This window comes from Streptomyces sp. NPDC044704 (assembly GCF_056433525.1).
In genome coordinates, this window is the sequence record NZ_JBWKGY010000001.1 from 70508 (window position 1) to 85567 (window position 15060).

Genomic DNA, 15060 nt, shown 5'->3' on the forward strand with positions numbered 1-15060 from the left:
TCGATTGCTTTCGTTCAACCGGTCATTGACGGGGTGGAGGAGACGTTCATATATTCGGCGGCATCCCGCACCTCACGGCAGCTCGACCTCTTCCGGGAGACACCGCATGCTCACGCACGACCAGGACGGATTCCGCCGGGCGGGGCGACCCCACCGCATCGTCTCCGGGGCCCTGCACTACTTCCGGGTCCATCCCGAGCTGTGGGAGGACCGGCTGCGTCGGCTGCGGGCCATGGGGGCCAACACCGTGGACACGTACGTACCGTGGAACTTCCACGAAACCGCCCCGGGCAAGGCCGACTTCACCGGCTGGCGCGACATCGGGCGCTTCCTGCGAACGGCCCAGGACCTCGGACTCGACGCGATCGTCCGGCCCGGCCCCTACATCTGCGCCGAATGGGACTTCGGAGGCCTGCCCGCCCGCCTCCTCGCCGTCGACGGACTGCACCTGCGCTGTTCCGACCCCCGCTTCCAGGCCGAGGTGGACGGCTGGTTCGACCTCGTCGTCCCCGAACTGCTGCCCCACCTCGCCAGCAGAGGGGGCCCGGTGGTCGCCGTGCAGATAGAGAACGAGTACGGCTCGTACGGCAACGACGCGCGCTATCGGGCCCACGTCGACCGCGCCCTGGTGGAACGCGGCCTCGACTGCCTGCTGTTCACCGCCGACGGCCCCGAGGACGCCATGCTCCAGGGCGGCACGCTCCCCGGCCGGCTGGCGACCGCCACCTTCGGAGCGCGGCCCGCCGAACGCCTCGACGCCCTGCGCCGCTACCAGCCCACCGGCCCCTTCGTGGCGATGGAGTTCTGGATCGGCTGGTTCGACCACTGGGGCGAGGGCCACCACGTCCGCGACGTCCGGGACGCCTCCGCCTGCCTGGACGAACTCCTCGCCACCGGAGCCTCCGTCAACCTCTACATGGCCCACGGCGGCACCAACTTCGGCTACGGGGCGGGCGCCAACCACACCGGATCACGCCCCACGGACCCCGGCTACCAGCCCACCGTCACCAGTTACGACTACGACGCCCCGATCGGGGAGGCGGGCGAACTCACCGCGAAGTTCCACGCCTTCCGCGAGGTCATCGGCCGGTACCTGCCCCTCCCCGACGGCCCGCTGCCCGCCCCGCCACCCCGGATGACCCCGGCCGGCGCGGTCCCGGCCGGGAGCGCGCCGCTCCTCGCCGCGCTCCGCCTCCTCGGCGGCGAGCCCGTCCTGCGCCCCGCCCCCGAGTCCATGGAGAAGCTCGGCCAGGACCACGGACTGATCCACTACCGCACCACCGTCACCGGCCCGCGCCCCGCCATGCCCGTCAGGATCGACGGGCTCGGGGACCGCGCGTACCTCTTCGCCGACGGCCAACCCCTGGGCGTCCTCGACCGCAATACCCCCGACGAGGGCATCGTCCTGCCCGTCGGGGAGTCCGGAGTGGTCCTCGACATCCTCGTACGGGCGCAGGGCCGGGTGAACTACGGGCCGCTGCTCGACGACCGCAAGGGCATCTGGCGCGGAGTCCGCCACGGCCACCAGAACCTGTTCGAGTGGGAGATCACCCCCCTGCCCCTCACCGACCTGACCGCCCTCGACTGGCCGACCGCCGACCGTGCGAACCCGACAGCCCCCGCCACGGCGGGGGAGCCGGCCTTCCACCGCTTCTCCCACACCCTCGACGAGCCCCCGGCGGACGGGTTCATCGACGTCTCCGGCTGGGGAACCGGCCTGATGTGGCTGAACGGCTTCCTCCTCGGCCACTACGACACCCCGCGCGGCCCCCAGCGCACCCTCTACGCACCCGCCCCCCTGTGGCGCTCCGGGGCCAACGAGATCGTGCTCCTCGAACTGGAACGCCCCGGAACCGAACTCCCGCTGCGCGACCGTCCCGACCTCGGCCGGCCCACCGCCGTCATCCCCCAGTGAGAGAAGATCCGCACGTGAAGCGCACGAGCACCCGCCTCGCCGACGGCCGCGAGATCCTCTACTACGACACCGGCGACGGCGCCGCCCGCGCCGTCCCCGACACCCGCCCCCTCGAAGCCGCCCGCACCTCCTCCGAGGTGCGCCGGGACCCGCTGCTCGGCGACGCCGTCGTCATCGCCTCCCACCGCCAGGGCCGCACCCACCTCCCGCCCGCCACCGACTGCCCCCTCTGCCCCTCCGCCCCCGGCCGCGCGAGCGAGATCCCGGCACCCGACTACGAGGTGGCCGTCTTCGAGAACCGCTTCCCCTCCCTCGCCGGGGACACCGGCCGCTGCGAGGTCATCTGCTTCACCCCCGACCACCGGACCTCCTTCGCCGAACTCGACGAGGAACGCGCTGCGCTGGTCCTGGCCGCCTGGACCGACCGCACCGCCGAACTCTCCGCACGCGACGGCGTCCGCCAGGTCTACTGCTTCGAGAACCGGGGCACCGAGATCGGCGTCACCCTCGCCCACCCCCACGGCCAGATCTACGCCTTCCCCTTCGTCACCCCGCGCACCACACGCATGCTCGCCACCGTCGCCGCGCACCGGGACCGCACCGGCGGCAACCTCTTCGAGGAGGTCCTCGCCGCCGAGCGGGCCGACGGCAGACGCCTCGTCCTCGCGGGGGACCACTGGAGCGCCTTCGTGCCCTACGCCGCCCGCTGGCCGTACGAGGTCCACCTCTACCCGCACCACCGCGTCCCCGACCTGCCCGCGCTCGGCGACGCGGCCCGCGCGGAACTGCCCGGGCTCTACCTGGAACTGCTCCGCCGCTTCGACCGGCTCTTCGGGACGCCCGGCCCGACCCCGTACATCTCCGCCTGGCACCAGGCGCCGACGGGGGAGGGGCGTGAGGACTTCGCGCTCCACCTGGAGCTGTTCACCGTCCGGCGCACCGCCGACAAGCTGAAGTACCTGGCGGGCACCGAATCCGGCATGGAGGCCTACATGAACGACGTCCGCCCCGAGGACGCCGCCGCCCGGCTGCGGGAGGTGGCCGGCCCGTGAGCCGCACCGCGCAGCAGTTCCGGGACCTGTACGGGATCCCGCCCAAAGGGGTGTGGGCCGCGCCCGGCCGGGTCAACCTCATCGGTGAACACACCGACTACAACGACGGCTTCGCGCTGCCCTTCGCGCTCCCGCAGCGCACGGAGGTGGCGGCGGCCCGCCGCACCGACCGGAGCCTCAGGCTCCACTCCGCTGACGTCCCCTCCGGAGTGGTCACCCTCGACCTCGCCGCGCTCGACCCGGCCCGCCCCCCGCACGGCCCCGCCGGCTGGACGGCCTACCCCGCCGGGGTGGCGTGGGCGCTCCTCGACGCGGGCTTCCCGATCGGCGGCGCCGACCTGCACGTCCGGTCCGACGTACCGGCCGGGGCGGGCCTGTCCTCCTCCGCCGCCCTGGAAGTGGCCACCGCCCTCGCCCTGACCGGGCTGTATGGGATCCTGCTCGCGGGCGCGGCGCTGGCGGCCCTCGCCCGCCGCGCGGAGAACGCGTACGTCGGGGTGCCCTGCGGGATCATGGACCAGACGGCCTCGGCCTGCGCCACCGAGGGGCACGCCCTGCGCCTCGACACCCGCAGCCTCGAACAGCGGCACATCCCCTTCGACTGCGCGGCCTCCGGGCTGCGGCTGCTCGTCGTCGACACCCGGGTCAAGCACGACCTCGCCGACGGGGCCTACGCGGAACGCCTCGCCTCCTGCCACCGGGCCGCCTCAGCCCTGGGACTGCCCGCGCTGCGCGACCTGCCGTACGCGGACCTGCCGGAGGCCCTGTCCCGGCTCGGCGACCCGGTCTCGCGCCGCCGGGTCCGGCACGTCGTCACCGAGAACGAACGGGTCCTGCGGGTCGAGGAGGTGCTGCGCGCCGGACAGCTACGGGCGGCCGGGCCGCTGCTGACCGAGGGCCACGCCTCGCTGCGCGACGACTACGAGGTGTCCTGCCCCGAGCTCGACCTCGCGGTGGCCACCGCCAACGCGGCGGGCGCGTACGGGGCCCGGATGACCGGCGGCGGATTCGGCGGCTCCGCCCTGGCCCTGATCGACGCGGACGCCGAGGCGGAGATCACCCGGGCCGTCGTCGCCGCCTTCGCGGCGGCGGGCTTCACCGCCCCGCGGGTGAGCCGGGCCGTACCCTCCGAGGGCGCGGGCCGGATCCTGTAGCCGTACCGCGGGCCAGGCGTGGCCGAGGCGGCACCGGCCGCGTCGGCCTGCCGTCCAGTAGGTTGGAAGCGGGGTGAAAGCGGCAATCAGGAGGAAATCGGTGAAGGCTCGGGTGCAGGACCTTTCGGACCGGCTCGTCGCCAAATGGACCTCGCCGACCGGGGTCGAGCTCATGGCCGCCGGAGCCGTCGTCGTCGACGGCCTCCTGCGGCACGGTCCGCTCTCCCCGGAGAAGGCGGGCGAACTGCTCGGCTGGCCGACCGACGAGGTGCTCTCCCGCTTCCACGCCATGAAGTTCGACCTGGAGACGGAGGCGGAAACGGGGGTGGAGACCTGGCACGGCATCCAGGACTCCGGACCGGGATCCGGTGACATCGTCGGCGCCGGAGTGTCCCTGAACTCCGCGCGCCCGTACTCCATGGAGCTCCGGGGGCAGCGGGTCTACGGCTGGTGCGTGATGGACGTGCTGATGTTCCCCGTGGTGTTCAAAGAGGCCTCCAGCAAGGTCACCGGACGCTGCGCCGCCACCGGTGTTCCCGTCTCCCTCACCGTCACCCCGGACGGGGTGCGCGACCTGGTTCCGGCCGACGCCGCCGTCACCCTGGCCCCGGCCACCGGTGCCGACATCCGCGAGGTGTTCTGCGACCGCGTCAACTTCTACGCCACCGCCGACCTCGCCCGGGCGGCGGCAGACCGGGACCCCGACCTCGCCGTCTGCTCGGTGGCCGAGGCCTGGTCCGTCGGCAAACGCCTCGCCGACCTCTTCTGACCGGCCGGCAGCGACAACCGGCCGAAGCGACCGACCACCCCCCCGCCGAGCCCCCAACGCCTCCCCGCCGTCACCTCCGCCGGCACCCGCCGGGGGCGCGGCCGGAGGCGTCACGGATAGTCCACGCGACGCCGTACCGCCGGCCAACGCGCCAGCCTAGACTGATCACTTCGCTGTTCAGGTACCGGACGATCGCGGAGGAACGAACCACATGCGCTACAACCCCCTGGGCCGGTCGGGACTCCAGGTCTCCGCCGTCGGCCTCGGCTGCAACAACTTCGGCGGCCGTCTCGACGCCCGTGCCACCCGCACGGTCGTCGACGCCGCCCTCGACGCCGGGATCACCCTCCTCGACACCGCCGACATCTACGGCGGCGCCGGCGGCTCCGAGAGCCATCTCGGCCAGGCCCTCAAGGGCCGCCGCGACCAGGTCGTCCTCGCCACCAAGTTCGGCTACGACGGCGTCGACATGGGGTACGGACCCGCCGCCGGATCCCGGGGCGGCCGCGCCTACGTCCGGCGCGCCGTCGAGGCCTCCCTCCGCCGGCTGGAGACCGACCACATCGACCTCTACCAGCTGCACAGCCCCGACCCGGCCACCCCCATCGCCGAGACCCTCGCCGCGCTCACCGAACTCGTCACCGAGGGCAAGATCCGCTACATCGGGCACTCCAACCTCAGCGGCTGGCAGCTCGCCGAAGCCGCCCACGTCGCACGCGAGACCGGCGCGGCCCCCTTCGTATCGGCGCAGAACGAATGGTCGCTGCTCCAGCGGTCCGCCGAACGGGACCTCGTGCCGGCGGCCCTGCACTACGGAGTCGGCGTCCTCCCGTACTTCCCCCTCGCCAACGGCCTGCTCACCGGCAAGATCCGTCGCGGCGCCCCCGTCCCGGCCGGCTCCCGCCTCGAAGGTCGCGACGCCTACCTCACCGACGCGCGCCTCGACACCGTGGAGGCGCTCGCCGCGATCGCCGAGAAGTACGACCGCACCGTCCTGGAACTCGCCATCGGCTGGCTGTCCGCGCAGCCCGGCTGCGCCTCCGTGATCGCGGGCGCGACCTCCGCCGAGCAGGTGCGCGCCAACGCGGCCGTCGCCGACCGGCCACTGGAGGCGGAACTGCTCGCGGAGATCGACGCCGTGGCCGGAACACCCGCATGACGGACGCCGGGGCCGCCACCGGGCCGCTGCGCTGCGCCGTCCTCGACGACTACCAGGGCGCGGCCACCACCCTCGCGGACTGGTCCCCCGTCACCGCCCGGGGCGTCGAGGTGCTCACCTTCGCCGACCACCTCGACGACGAGGACGAACTCGCCGCCCGCCTGGCCGGCTTCGACATCGTCGTCACCCTCCGCGAACGTGTGGCCTTCCCGGCCGGCCTCCTGGGCCGGCTGCCCCGCCTCAAGCTGCTGGTCGCCAGCGGCATGCGCAACTCGGTCATCGACTACGGGGCCGCCGCGCGCGCCGGCGTGACCGTGTGCGGCACCGCCAGCTCCTCCACCCCGCCCGTCGAGCTGACCTGGGCCCTGCTCCTGGGCCTGGCCCGGGGCATCGCGGCCGAGAGCGCGGCCCTGCGTTCCGGCGAGGGACCCTGGCAGCGCACCATCGGCGCCGACCTGCACGGGCGGCGCCTCGGTCTGCTCGGCCTCGGCAAGATCGGCAGCCGGGTCGCGCGGATCGGCCTCGCCTTCGGCATGGAAGTGTCGGCCTGGAGCGCCCACCTCACCAAGGAACGTGCCGACGAGGTGGGCGTGGACCTCGCCGGATCCCTGGCGGAACTCCTCGCCGAGGCCGACTTCGTCTCCGTCCACCTCGCGCTCGGCGACCGGACCCGGGGCCTGGTCGGGGCCCCCGAGCTGGCCCTGATGCGTCGGCACGCCTACCTCGTCAACACCTCCCGCAGCGCCATCGTCGACCAGGACGCCCTCCTCGACGCCCTGCGCGCGCAGCGCATCGCGGGCGCGGCCCTGGACGTCTTCGACACCGAACCGCTGCCCGCCGGGCACCCGCTGCGCACCGCCCCGAACCTCCTCGCGACGCCGCACCTGGGCTACGTCACGCGGGCCAACTACGCCACCTACTACGGCGAAGCCGTCGAGGACGTCCTCGCCTTCCTCGACGGCTCGCCCGTACGCGTCCTGCCGTAGGCCGTGTCGCCGAGGGCCCCGCGCCCTGCCGACCGGCAGGGCGCGGGGCCCTCGACACGCCACTCACCCGGGAGCCCCGGGCCCCTCAGGACACGATGTCCTTGCGCGAGAACCCCCGGAAGGCGAGCGCGAACAGCACCACCGCGTACGACACCGACACCGCCGCACCCTTGATCATGCCGCCCCACTCCAGCTGCGGCTGCAAGGCGTCCGCCCAGGCGAACTGCCAGTGGGCGGGCAGGAACTCGCGCCACGACCCGAGGGCGGTGACGGCGTCCAGCACGTTCCCGACGATCGTCAGCCCGACCGCGCCGCCCACCGCGCCCAGCGGGGCGTCCGTCCGCGTCGACAGCCAGAAGGCCAGCCCGGCCGTGACCAGCTGCGACACGAAGACGAAGGCGACGGCCAGGGCGAGCCGCGGCAGCGTGTCCCCGGTCGCCAGCGCCCCGCCCGTCGGCAGTTTCAGCGGCCCCCAGCCGTACACGGCCGTGCCCGCCGCCAGCGCCACCACCGGCAGCAGCACGATCGCCGCCAGGCTGAACCCGAGGGCCACCACCAGCTTGCTCCACAGCAGCCGGGCCCGCGGAACCGGCGAGGCCAGCAGGTAGCGCAGCGAGGACCAGCCGGCCTCCGAGGCCACGGTGTCCCCGCAGAACAGCGCGACGGGCACCACCAGCAGGAAGCCGGCCGACACGAACAGGCAGGTCACCGCGAAGTTCGCGCCGGATTCCGTGGCCGTGTCGATGAGGCTGATCCGGCCGTTGCCGCCGCCCGGCCCGTCGTCCGGGCCGCCGCCCACCGCGAACGCGATGATCATGACGAACGGCAGTGCGGCCAGCACCCCGGCCATCACCAGCGTCCGCCGCCTGCGCCACTGCCGCAGCGCCTCCACCCGCAGCGGCAGGGTCCGGCTCGCCCGGTAGCCCGGCGCGGTCTCCTGCACGGCACTCATGACGCACCTCCGATCAGGGTGAGGAACGCGTCTTCCAGCCGCCGGTGCGGCCCCACCGCCGCCACCGGCACCTCCAGCCGTACGAGTTCGGCGATCAGCCCGGCGGCTGTCGCGCCGTCGAGCCGTACGAGCAGCCCGTCGTCGGCGGCCACCACGGAACCCACTCCCTCCAGCGCCGCGACCTTCTCCGCGGTCACCTCGTCCACCGGCCCGGCGAGGGTGACCAGCAGCGTGTCCCCGCCGCCGGTGATCTCGGAGACCTCGCCCGCCTGCACGAGCCGCCCCCGGTCCATGACGACCAGGTGCGTGCACGACTGCTCCACCTCCGACAGCAGGTGGCTGGAGACGATGACCGTCCGCCCGGCAGCGGCGTAGCGGATCATCACGTCGCGCATCTCGCGGATCTGCGGCGGGTCCAGCCCGTTGGTCGGTTCGTCGAGGATCAGCAGGTCCGGCATCCCGAGCATCGCCTGCGCGATGGCGAGCCGCTGGCGCATGCCCTGCGAGTACGTGCGCACCGCGCGCTCCAGCGCGTCGCCGAGTCCGGCGATCTCCAGCGCCTCCGCCAGGTGGGCGTCCTCGGCGGGACGGCCCGTGGCCTGCCAGTACAGCGCCAGGTTGGCACGGCCCGTCAGGTGCGGCAGGAAACCGGCCCCTTCCACGAACGCCCCGACCCGCGACAGCACCGGTGCCCCGGGCCGGATGGGGTGCCCGAAGACACGGATCTCCCCGGCGTCGGGCGAGATCAGCCCCATCAGCATCCGCAGCGTGGTGGTCTTCCCGGCGCCGTTGGGCCCGAGCAGGCCGAGCACCTGCCCCTTCTCCACCCGGAAGGACAGGTCCCGCACCGCGTACCGGTCCGCCGACTTGGCGTAGCGCTTCGTCAGCCCGGTGATGTCCAGTGGTACGTCGGCCAGCGCGGGTTCGGGCTGCGCTTCTCCCACCCGGCTCCCGGCGCGGCCCCCGCCGGTCCTCCGGATCCCGAGCAGCCCCGCGGCCAGCGCCAGCGCGCCGAGCGGCAGCCACCAGGTCCAGGCGGGCAGGGCGGCCGCCGCCGTGGCCACCCCGTCCGCGACGGGCACCGCCAGGGGCCCCTCCGCCGAGACGGTGTAGGTGGCGGGCGCGGCGGGGCTCGCGTAGCCGAGGTCGGTGGCGGCGACCACCAGCCGTAGCCGGTGTCCGGGCTGGACGGCGTGGTCGATGGCCGGGAGCCGCAGCCTCACGGTGGCCGTCTCCCGGGCGTCGTCGATCCGGACGGGCGCGACCAGCTGGTTCGGCAGCACCTGCTGCCGCCCGTCGGGGCCCACGTCGTACACCTTGCCGAACAGGACGGCCGAACCGTCGGCAGCCGTCGACCTCACCTTCAGGGTGACGGCCGGGGTCCCGGTGATCCGCACCTGCTCGGTCAGCGGCTCCGACTCGAAGCGGGCGTGCTGCCCGGGGAAGTCCAGTGCGACGCCCGCCCCGAACGCGGCGAGCTGCCCGCCGATGCCGGGCAGCGCCGACAGCGCGGGCGGGGTCCCGCCGGCCGGATTCGCGAACGCCTGCTCACGGCCGGACAGGGCGAACTCGCGCGGAGCGGAGCCGAGCCCGGGGTAGGTGCCGGCGTCGGCACCGCGGAGCTTGATCTGTCCGTCGGTGGAGTCGATGCCGCCGCTGCGCGAGACCCGGAAGGCGGGGCCGGTGTCCACGCCCTCGTCGCCCTTGAGGTAGCGGTCGAACCAGTCCGTGACCCGGGCCTCGATCCGGGCGGATTCGCGCATGCCGCCGTCGTGGCCGCCCGCCGCCCAGTCCACGGAGACGGGCGCGCCGTTCCCCGCGATGGCCTTGGCCATGGCGTCGGCCTGGTCGAGGGGGAAGAGGGAGTCGTCCTGGCCCTGCACGATCAGCGTCGGAACCTTGATCCGGTCGCCCACGGCCGACGGGCTGCGCCGCTCCAGCAGTTCGCGCGCCTCGGCGTCGGGCTTGCCCGCCACCGCGACCCGCTCGTACATGGCGCACAGCTGGGGCTCGAACCGCCCGCAGCCGGAGGCGGCGGCCGGACCGGCGGCCTGCCCGGGGGCCTGCCCGGCGGGAGCCTCCGGGGGCGCCTGCGGGCCCTGGATGCCGCCCGCCGCGCCGGTGGTGAAGAAGATCCCGGTCCACAGCTTCTTGAAGACGCCCTGCGGGAAGAGGGAGTCGGCGAGGTTCCAGTAGGTGATCTGCGGGGCGATCGCGTCCACCCGTTTGTCGTACCCGGCGGCCAGCAGGGAGACGGCTCCGCCGTACGAGGCCCCGGCGACGCCCACCCGGGGGTCGCCGTCGGCGTCCAGCCGCACCTCGGGCCGGCGGGCCAGCCAGTCGACGAGCGAGGAGACGTCCTTGACCTCGTGCTCGGGGTCGTTCAGTCCGATCCGGCCGCCGGAGCGGCCGAAGCCGCGCGCCGACCAGGTCATGACGGCGTACCCGTCTCGGGCCAGCTGCTCCGCCTGCGCGCGGACGTCGTCCTTGCTGCCGCCGAAGCCGTGGCCGAGCAGCACGGCGGGCCGCTTCGTGCCGCCGCCGGCCGTGAAGTAGGAGGTGTCGATCGCGGCGCCGGGCATGTCCAGCGTCTGGTCCTGGCGGTGCACGGCCGGCGCGTCCCCGGAGGCGGCGGCCGCCGTCCAGGTACCGGCGCCGGCCAGGACGGCGAACGCGGCGACGCCGGAGAGCAGGCGGTCTCGGCGGCGCCGTGGCAGTCGGAGCTTCATACGGGAACCCTAAAGCCCGTGGTCCGCCGACCCGAGCTCCCTCAGGGGGAGCCCCACACCTTCTCCAGGACTACACCGGACGGCCCGCGTACCGCGCCCGCGGTACCCGGCCGCGGTACGCGGCCCCCGACGGCCCCCGGCGACGGCTCCGCGACGGCCCCGGCCTGCGGGGCGGGCCCGCCGGGCGGAGGATGGACGGCATGCTGCTCTCCGAGGTCGCGCGCGTGTCCCGGGAGGTGGCGGAAACCTCCGCCCGGTCCCGGAAGACCGCCCTGCTGGCGGAGCTCTTCGCCGCCGCACCCCCCGAGGAGGCGGCCCTGATCGTCTCCTACCTCGCCGGGCGGCTGCCGCAGGGCCGACCCGGCGTCGGCTGGCGCACGCTCGGCCGCACGAGTGAACCCGCCGCCGAGCCCACCCTCACCGTGCCCGGCGTCGACGCCGCCGTCACCGCCCTCGCCGCCGTCGCGGGTCCCGGCGCGCAGGCCGAACGGGCCCGGATCGTCGACACCCTCATGGGGGCCGCCACCGAGCCCGAACAGCGGTTCCTGCGCAGCCTGCTGTCCGGGGAGGTGCGCCAGGGGGCCCTGGACGCGGTGGCCCTGGACGGGGTGGCGGCCGCCGCCGGGGTCCCGGCGGCCGCGCTCCGCCGGGCCGTGATGCTGGACGGTTCGCTGCCCCGCGTGGCCGCGGCGGTCCTGGCCGAGGGCGCGGCCGCGCTGGACCGGGTGACCCTGCGCGTGGGGCAGCCCGTCCAGCCGATGCTGGCGGGGACCGCCCCGTCGGTGGCCGGGGCCCTGGCCGCTCTCGGGCCCTGCGCGGTGGAGGAGAAGCTCGACGGGATCCGCGTCCAGGTCCACCGGGACGGGGACGACGTACGGATCTACACGCGCTCCCTGGACGAGATCACCGACCGCCTCCCCGAAGTCGCCGAGCTGGCCCGCACCTTCCCGGGAGAGCGGTTCATCCTCGACGGCGAGGTCATCGGACAGGCACCCGACGGCCGTCCGGTGCCCTTCCAGGAGATCGCGAGCCGGGTGGGCTCCCGGCTGGACGTGGCCGCCGCGCGGCGGACGCTGCCGGTGACCGCGTACTTCTTCGACCTGCTCCTCTCAGGGGAGACGGTCCTGCTCGACCTCCCCGTACGGGAGCGGTACGCACGGCTCGCCGCCCTGGTCCCCGAGCCCTTCCGGGTGCGCCGCCTGACGACCGACGCCATCGAGGCCGGGACGGCCGCGGCCGAGGAGTTCTGGACGGCCACCCTGCGCAGGGGCCACGAGGGGGTGGTGGTCAAGGGGCTCGACTCCGGCTACGCGGCCGGCCGGCGCGGCAAGCACTGGCTCAAGGTGAAACCGGTGCACACCCTCGACCTGGTCGTCCTCGCGGTCGAGCGGGGCCACGGCCGCCGCACCGGACTGCTGTCGAACCTGCACCTCGGGGCGCGGGCCGCCGACGGTACGTACGCCATGCTCGGCAAGACCTTCAAGGGCCTCACCGACGCGATGCTCGCATGGCAGACGGAGCGGCTGGGCGAGCTGGCGGTCGAGGACGACGGACACACCGTCCGGGTCAGGCCGGAGCTGGTGGTCGAGATCGCCTACGACGGCCTGCAGCGTTCCCCGCGCTACCCGGCGGGCGTGGCGCTGCGCTTCGCCCGCGTGCTGCGCCACCGCCCGGACAAGGGGCCCGAGGAAGCGGATACCGTGGAGACCGTACTCGGGCAGGGAGGACCTCTCGGCGGGTGATTTTGCCCGAGAGGCAAGGGAGATTGCCAGACAGGCAAGTCTCTGGCTCAATCGGAGCATGCACCCCGCCCCCGGCACCGGTCCCGGAACCGTCCCGGACCCCGACGGCCCCGCCGACGAGCTGCCCACCGTGGCCCCGCAACTGCGTGACCTGCGCCGACGCGCCGGACTGACGCTGGAGGCGGCCGCCGCGCGGGCCAGGCTCTCCCCCGCGCACCTGTCCCGGCTGGAGACCGGCCGCCGACAGCCCTCGCTGCCGCTGCTACTCGGACTCGCCCGCACCTACGGTACGACCGTCTCCGAACTGCTCGGTGAGACCCCGGCCACGGCCGATCCCATCGTACGGGCGGGCGGTCCGGGGGCCCGGGAGGCCGACGGGTGGACGTACTGGCAGGCCGGCGGCTCCGGCCGGGGCATGCAGGCGCTGCGCGTGCACGTGCCCGCACCGGCCGCCGGGAAGGGGCCGGGGCAGGGGGAACTGGTCCGCGTCCATCCCGGGGAGGAGTGGCTGTACGTCCTCGGCGGACGGCTGCGGCTGCACCTGGGGGAGAGCGAGCACCTGCTGGAGCCGGGGGACAGCGCGCACTTCGACTCGCTCACCCCGCACCGGATCGGCGCGGCCACCTCCGGCGGAGCCGACCTCCTGTTCGTCCACACCCTGTTGCAGAGCAGCCTCGCGGGCCTGTGCCTCGGCGGCGCCGAGCACCACCCCCGCTGACCGAGGAGCCGCACCGTGTCCCAGTCCCAGTCCCAGTCCCAGCCGCAGTCCCAGTCCGAGGGAGAGAACGTGCCGCACGCCACCGAGAGCGTCGAACAGGCCGAACGGACGGAGACCGCTCCCGCGCCGACCCTGCTCGGCCGCATCGAGTCCAAGTTCCCGCGGGGTCTGATCATCCGGCTGGTCGCCTACCTGTTCGTGGGCCACCTCTTCGCCTTCTTCGTCTACCTGCTCTTCGTCCTGGGCGCCGAGAACCAGTAGGGGCCGGCCTCCGGGCCGCACCCTGCCGTCGCCGGCCGGGTGGGCGGCACCCGGAGCATGATCGGCCCGGGTTCAGCCGGGCTTCGGCCCAGGTGCCCCGGATTCCGCTTCCGGCGGTTCCAGCGGCGGGGCCGTGACCGCGCACTGGGTGCGGCACTGCGGGTGCGGGGCTCCGGGCGCGGGCGTACGCACGGTGGCCCACGCCAGTGCGGATCCGGCCACCAGGGCCCCGGCGCACCAGGGCATGGCCCGCCCGAACGCCGCGTCGAAGGACTCCGCGGAGAGGTACGCGTCCGGGCCCATCCCCGCCAGCAGCGGCAGCGCCGCGACGGCCAGGAGCCCGGCGGCGCGGGCGGCGGCGTTGTTGACGCCGCTGGCCAGGCCCGCCCGCCCGGGATCCACCGAGGCCAGGACGGTCGACGTGAGCGGGGCCACCAGGGTCACCATGCCGGCGCCCAGGACGATCAGGCCCGGCAGGACGTCCTGTACGTAGGAGGCGTCGGGACCCACCCGGATCATCAGCAGCATTCCGGCCGCGCACAGCAGCGGCCCCACCGTCAGCGGGATGCGGGGCCCGATCAGTTCGCCGAGTTCTCCGGAGCGGGCCGACAGCAGCAGCATCAGCGCGGTCGTCGGCAGCAGCGCGGCGCCCGCGGCCAGGGCGGAGTACCCGGAGACGACCTGGAGCTGGAGCACGATGAGGAAGAAGAAGCCGCCGAAGGCCGCGTACACGCACACGGTGACCAGGTTGACGGCGGTGAACTGGCGGGACGCGAAGATGTCCGGCGGCACCATCGGATCGGCCCGCCGCCGCTCGACCAGCACGAAGACGCCGGCCAGGACGAGCCCGCCCACCGCCGCGCCGATGACGAACGGCGATCCGGACCGGGCCTCGATCAGGGCGTAGGTGAGCAGGGCCAGCGAGGCCGCGGCCAGTACCGCGCCGGCCACGTCGAACCGGCCGTGCGCCTGCGGGTCCCGCGACTCCGGTACGTGCTTCAGGGCCACCGGCACGCACAGCGCGGCCAGCGGCACGTTGATCAGGAACACCCACCGCCAGCCCGGCCCGTCGACCAGCCAGCCGCCGAGGAAGGGGCCCACCGCCGCGCCGACGCCGCCCAGCCCCGACCACAGGCCGACCGCCCGGCCCCGGTCACCCGCCCGGATCGAGGACTGGATCAGCGCGAGCGAGCCGGGGGTCAGGAGCGCGCCGCCGACGCCCTGGAGGGCCCGGGCCGCGATCAGCACCCCGGAGTTCGGCGCCAGTCCGCACAGCAGCGAACCCACCGCGAACCACACCACGCCGAGCACGAAGATCCGCCGTCGCCCGAAGCGGTCGCCGAGCGCGCCGCCGACGAGGATCAGCCCGGCCAGGGTCAGCAGGTAGGCGTTCACCGTCCACTGGAGGACGGCCAGGTCGGCGTCGAGGTCCTGCCCGATGCGCGGGAGCGCCACGTTCACCACGGTCGAGTCCAGCATGGCCATGGCCGACCCCAGGACCGTGGTCAGCAGGATCCACCGCCCCTGGGCGGATCCGAGGGGTACGCCGGGCGCGGGTGAGGTCATGTCACCAGGCTGGCGCGTGCCGCGGGGGAGGGCCACCCGGCGGGGCGGCCGCGGGGG

The 15060-nt window shown here is 74.5% G+C and carries 12 protein-coding genes; 9 read left to right on the top strand and 3 right to left on the bottom strand.

Annotated features, from left to right (window positions below):
- Positions 1 to 106: 106 nt before the first annotated feature.
- The 6 genes from AC07B0_RS00330 to AC07B0_RS00355 all read left to right on the top strand — a co-directional run bounded on the left by AC07B0_RS00330 (position 107) and on the right by AC07B0_RS00355 (position 7035).
- Positions 107 to 1915, top strand: a complete 1809-nt coding sequence (locus AC07B0_RS00330; protein ID WP_478895958.1) for a glycoside hydrolase family 35 protein — start codon at positions 107 to 109, stop codon at positions 1913 to 1915.
- 14 nt (positions 1916 to 1929) lie between these two features.
- Positions 1930 to 2967 carry a galactose-1-phosphate uridylyltransferase gene (gene galT, locus AC07B0_RS00335; protein WP_478895960.1) on the top strand — a complete coding sequence of 346 codons (1038 nt, stop codon included), beginning with the start codon at positions 1930 to 1932 and terminating at the stop codon, positions 2965 to 2967.
- Entirely contained in the window at positions 2964 to 4121 is a 1158-nt protein-coding gene (gene galK / locus AC07B0_RS00340; protein WP_478895962.1) for a galactokinase, read from the top strand. Before galT ends, galK begins: the two co-directional genes overlap by 4 nt.
- A 100-nt stretch (positions 4122 to 4221) precedes the next feature.
- Entirely contained in the window at positions 4222 to 4890 is a 669-nt protein-coding gene (gene merB / locus AC07B0_RS00345) for an organomercurial lyase (RefSeq protein ID WP_478895964.1), read from the top strand.
- 211 nt (positions 4891 to 5101) lie between these two features.
- Positions 5102 to 6049, top strand: coding sequence for an aldo/keto reductase (locus AC07B0_RS00350; protein WP_467291848.1), 948 nt, complete (start codon positions 5102 to 5104; stop codon positions 6047 to 6049).
- Positions 6046 to 7035, top strand: a complete 990-nt coding sequence (locus tag AC07B0_RS00355; RefSeq protein WP_469382595.1) for a D-2-hydroxyacid dehydrogenase family protein — start codon at positions 6046 to 6048, stop codon at positions 7033 to 7035. Before AC07B0_RS00350 ends, AC07B0_RS00355 begins: the two co-directional genes overlap by 4 nt.
- An 85-nt stretch (positions 7036 to 7120) precedes the next feature.
- Here AC07B0_RS00355 and AC07B0_RS00360 read toward each other — a convergent pair whose 3' ends face one another.
- The gene (locus AC07B0_RS00360) at positions 7121 to 7987 is read right to left on the bottom strand and encodes an ABC transporter permease (RefSeq protein WP_356883928.1); all 867 of its coding nucleotides are present in this window, start codon (positions 7985 to 7987) and stop codon (positions 7121 to 7123) included.
- On the bottom strand, positions 7984 to 10716 hold the full coding sequence (locus AC07B0_RS00365; protein WP_478895967.1) for an alpha/beta fold hydrolase: 2733 nt from the start codon (positions 10714 to 10716) through the stop codon (positions 7984 to 7986). Before AC07B0_RS00365 ends, AC07B0_RS00360 begins: the two co-directional genes overlap by 4 nt.
- Before the next feature lie 200 nt (positions 10717 to 10916).
- Between AC07B0_RS00365 and AC07B0_RS00370 the strand changes: the two genes are divergently transcribed.
- From AC07B0_RS00370 to AC07B0_RS00380, 3 genes are read left to right on the top strand one after another with little or no spacing between them, the layout of a single operon-like run.
- Positions 10917 to 12458, top strand: coding sequence for an ATP-dependent DNA ligase (locus AC07B0_RS00370; RefSeq protein ID WP_478895969.1), 1542 nt, complete (start codon positions 10917 to 10919; stop codon positions 12456 to 12458).
- Positions 12459 to 12516: 58 nt separating this feature from the next.
- Positions 12517 to 13176, top strand: a complete 660-nt coding sequence (locus tag AC07B0_RS00375; protein WP_356883934.1) for a helix-turn-helix domain-containing protein — start codon at positions 12517 to 12519, stop codon at positions 13174 to 13176.
- A gap of 15 nt (positions 13177 to 13191) precedes the next feature.
- Positions 13192 to 13437 carry a DUF6126 family protein gene (locus AC07B0_RS00380; RefSeq protein ID WP_478895971.1) on the top strand — a complete coding sequence of 82 codons (246 nt, stop codon included), beginning with the start codon at positions 13192 to 13194 and terminating at the stop codon, positions 13435 to 13437.
- Positions 13438 to 13509: 72 nt separating this feature from the next.
- On the opposite strand, the gene AC07B0_RS00385 is transcribed toward AC07B0_RS00380, so the two are convergent.
- On the bottom strand, positions 13510 to 15003 hold the full coding sequence (locus tag AC07B0_RS00385; RefSeq protein WP_478895973.1) for an MFS transporter: 1494 nt from the start codon (positions 15001 to 15003) through the stop codon (positions 13510 to 13512).
- Positions 15004 to 15060 lie beyond the last annotated feature (57 nt).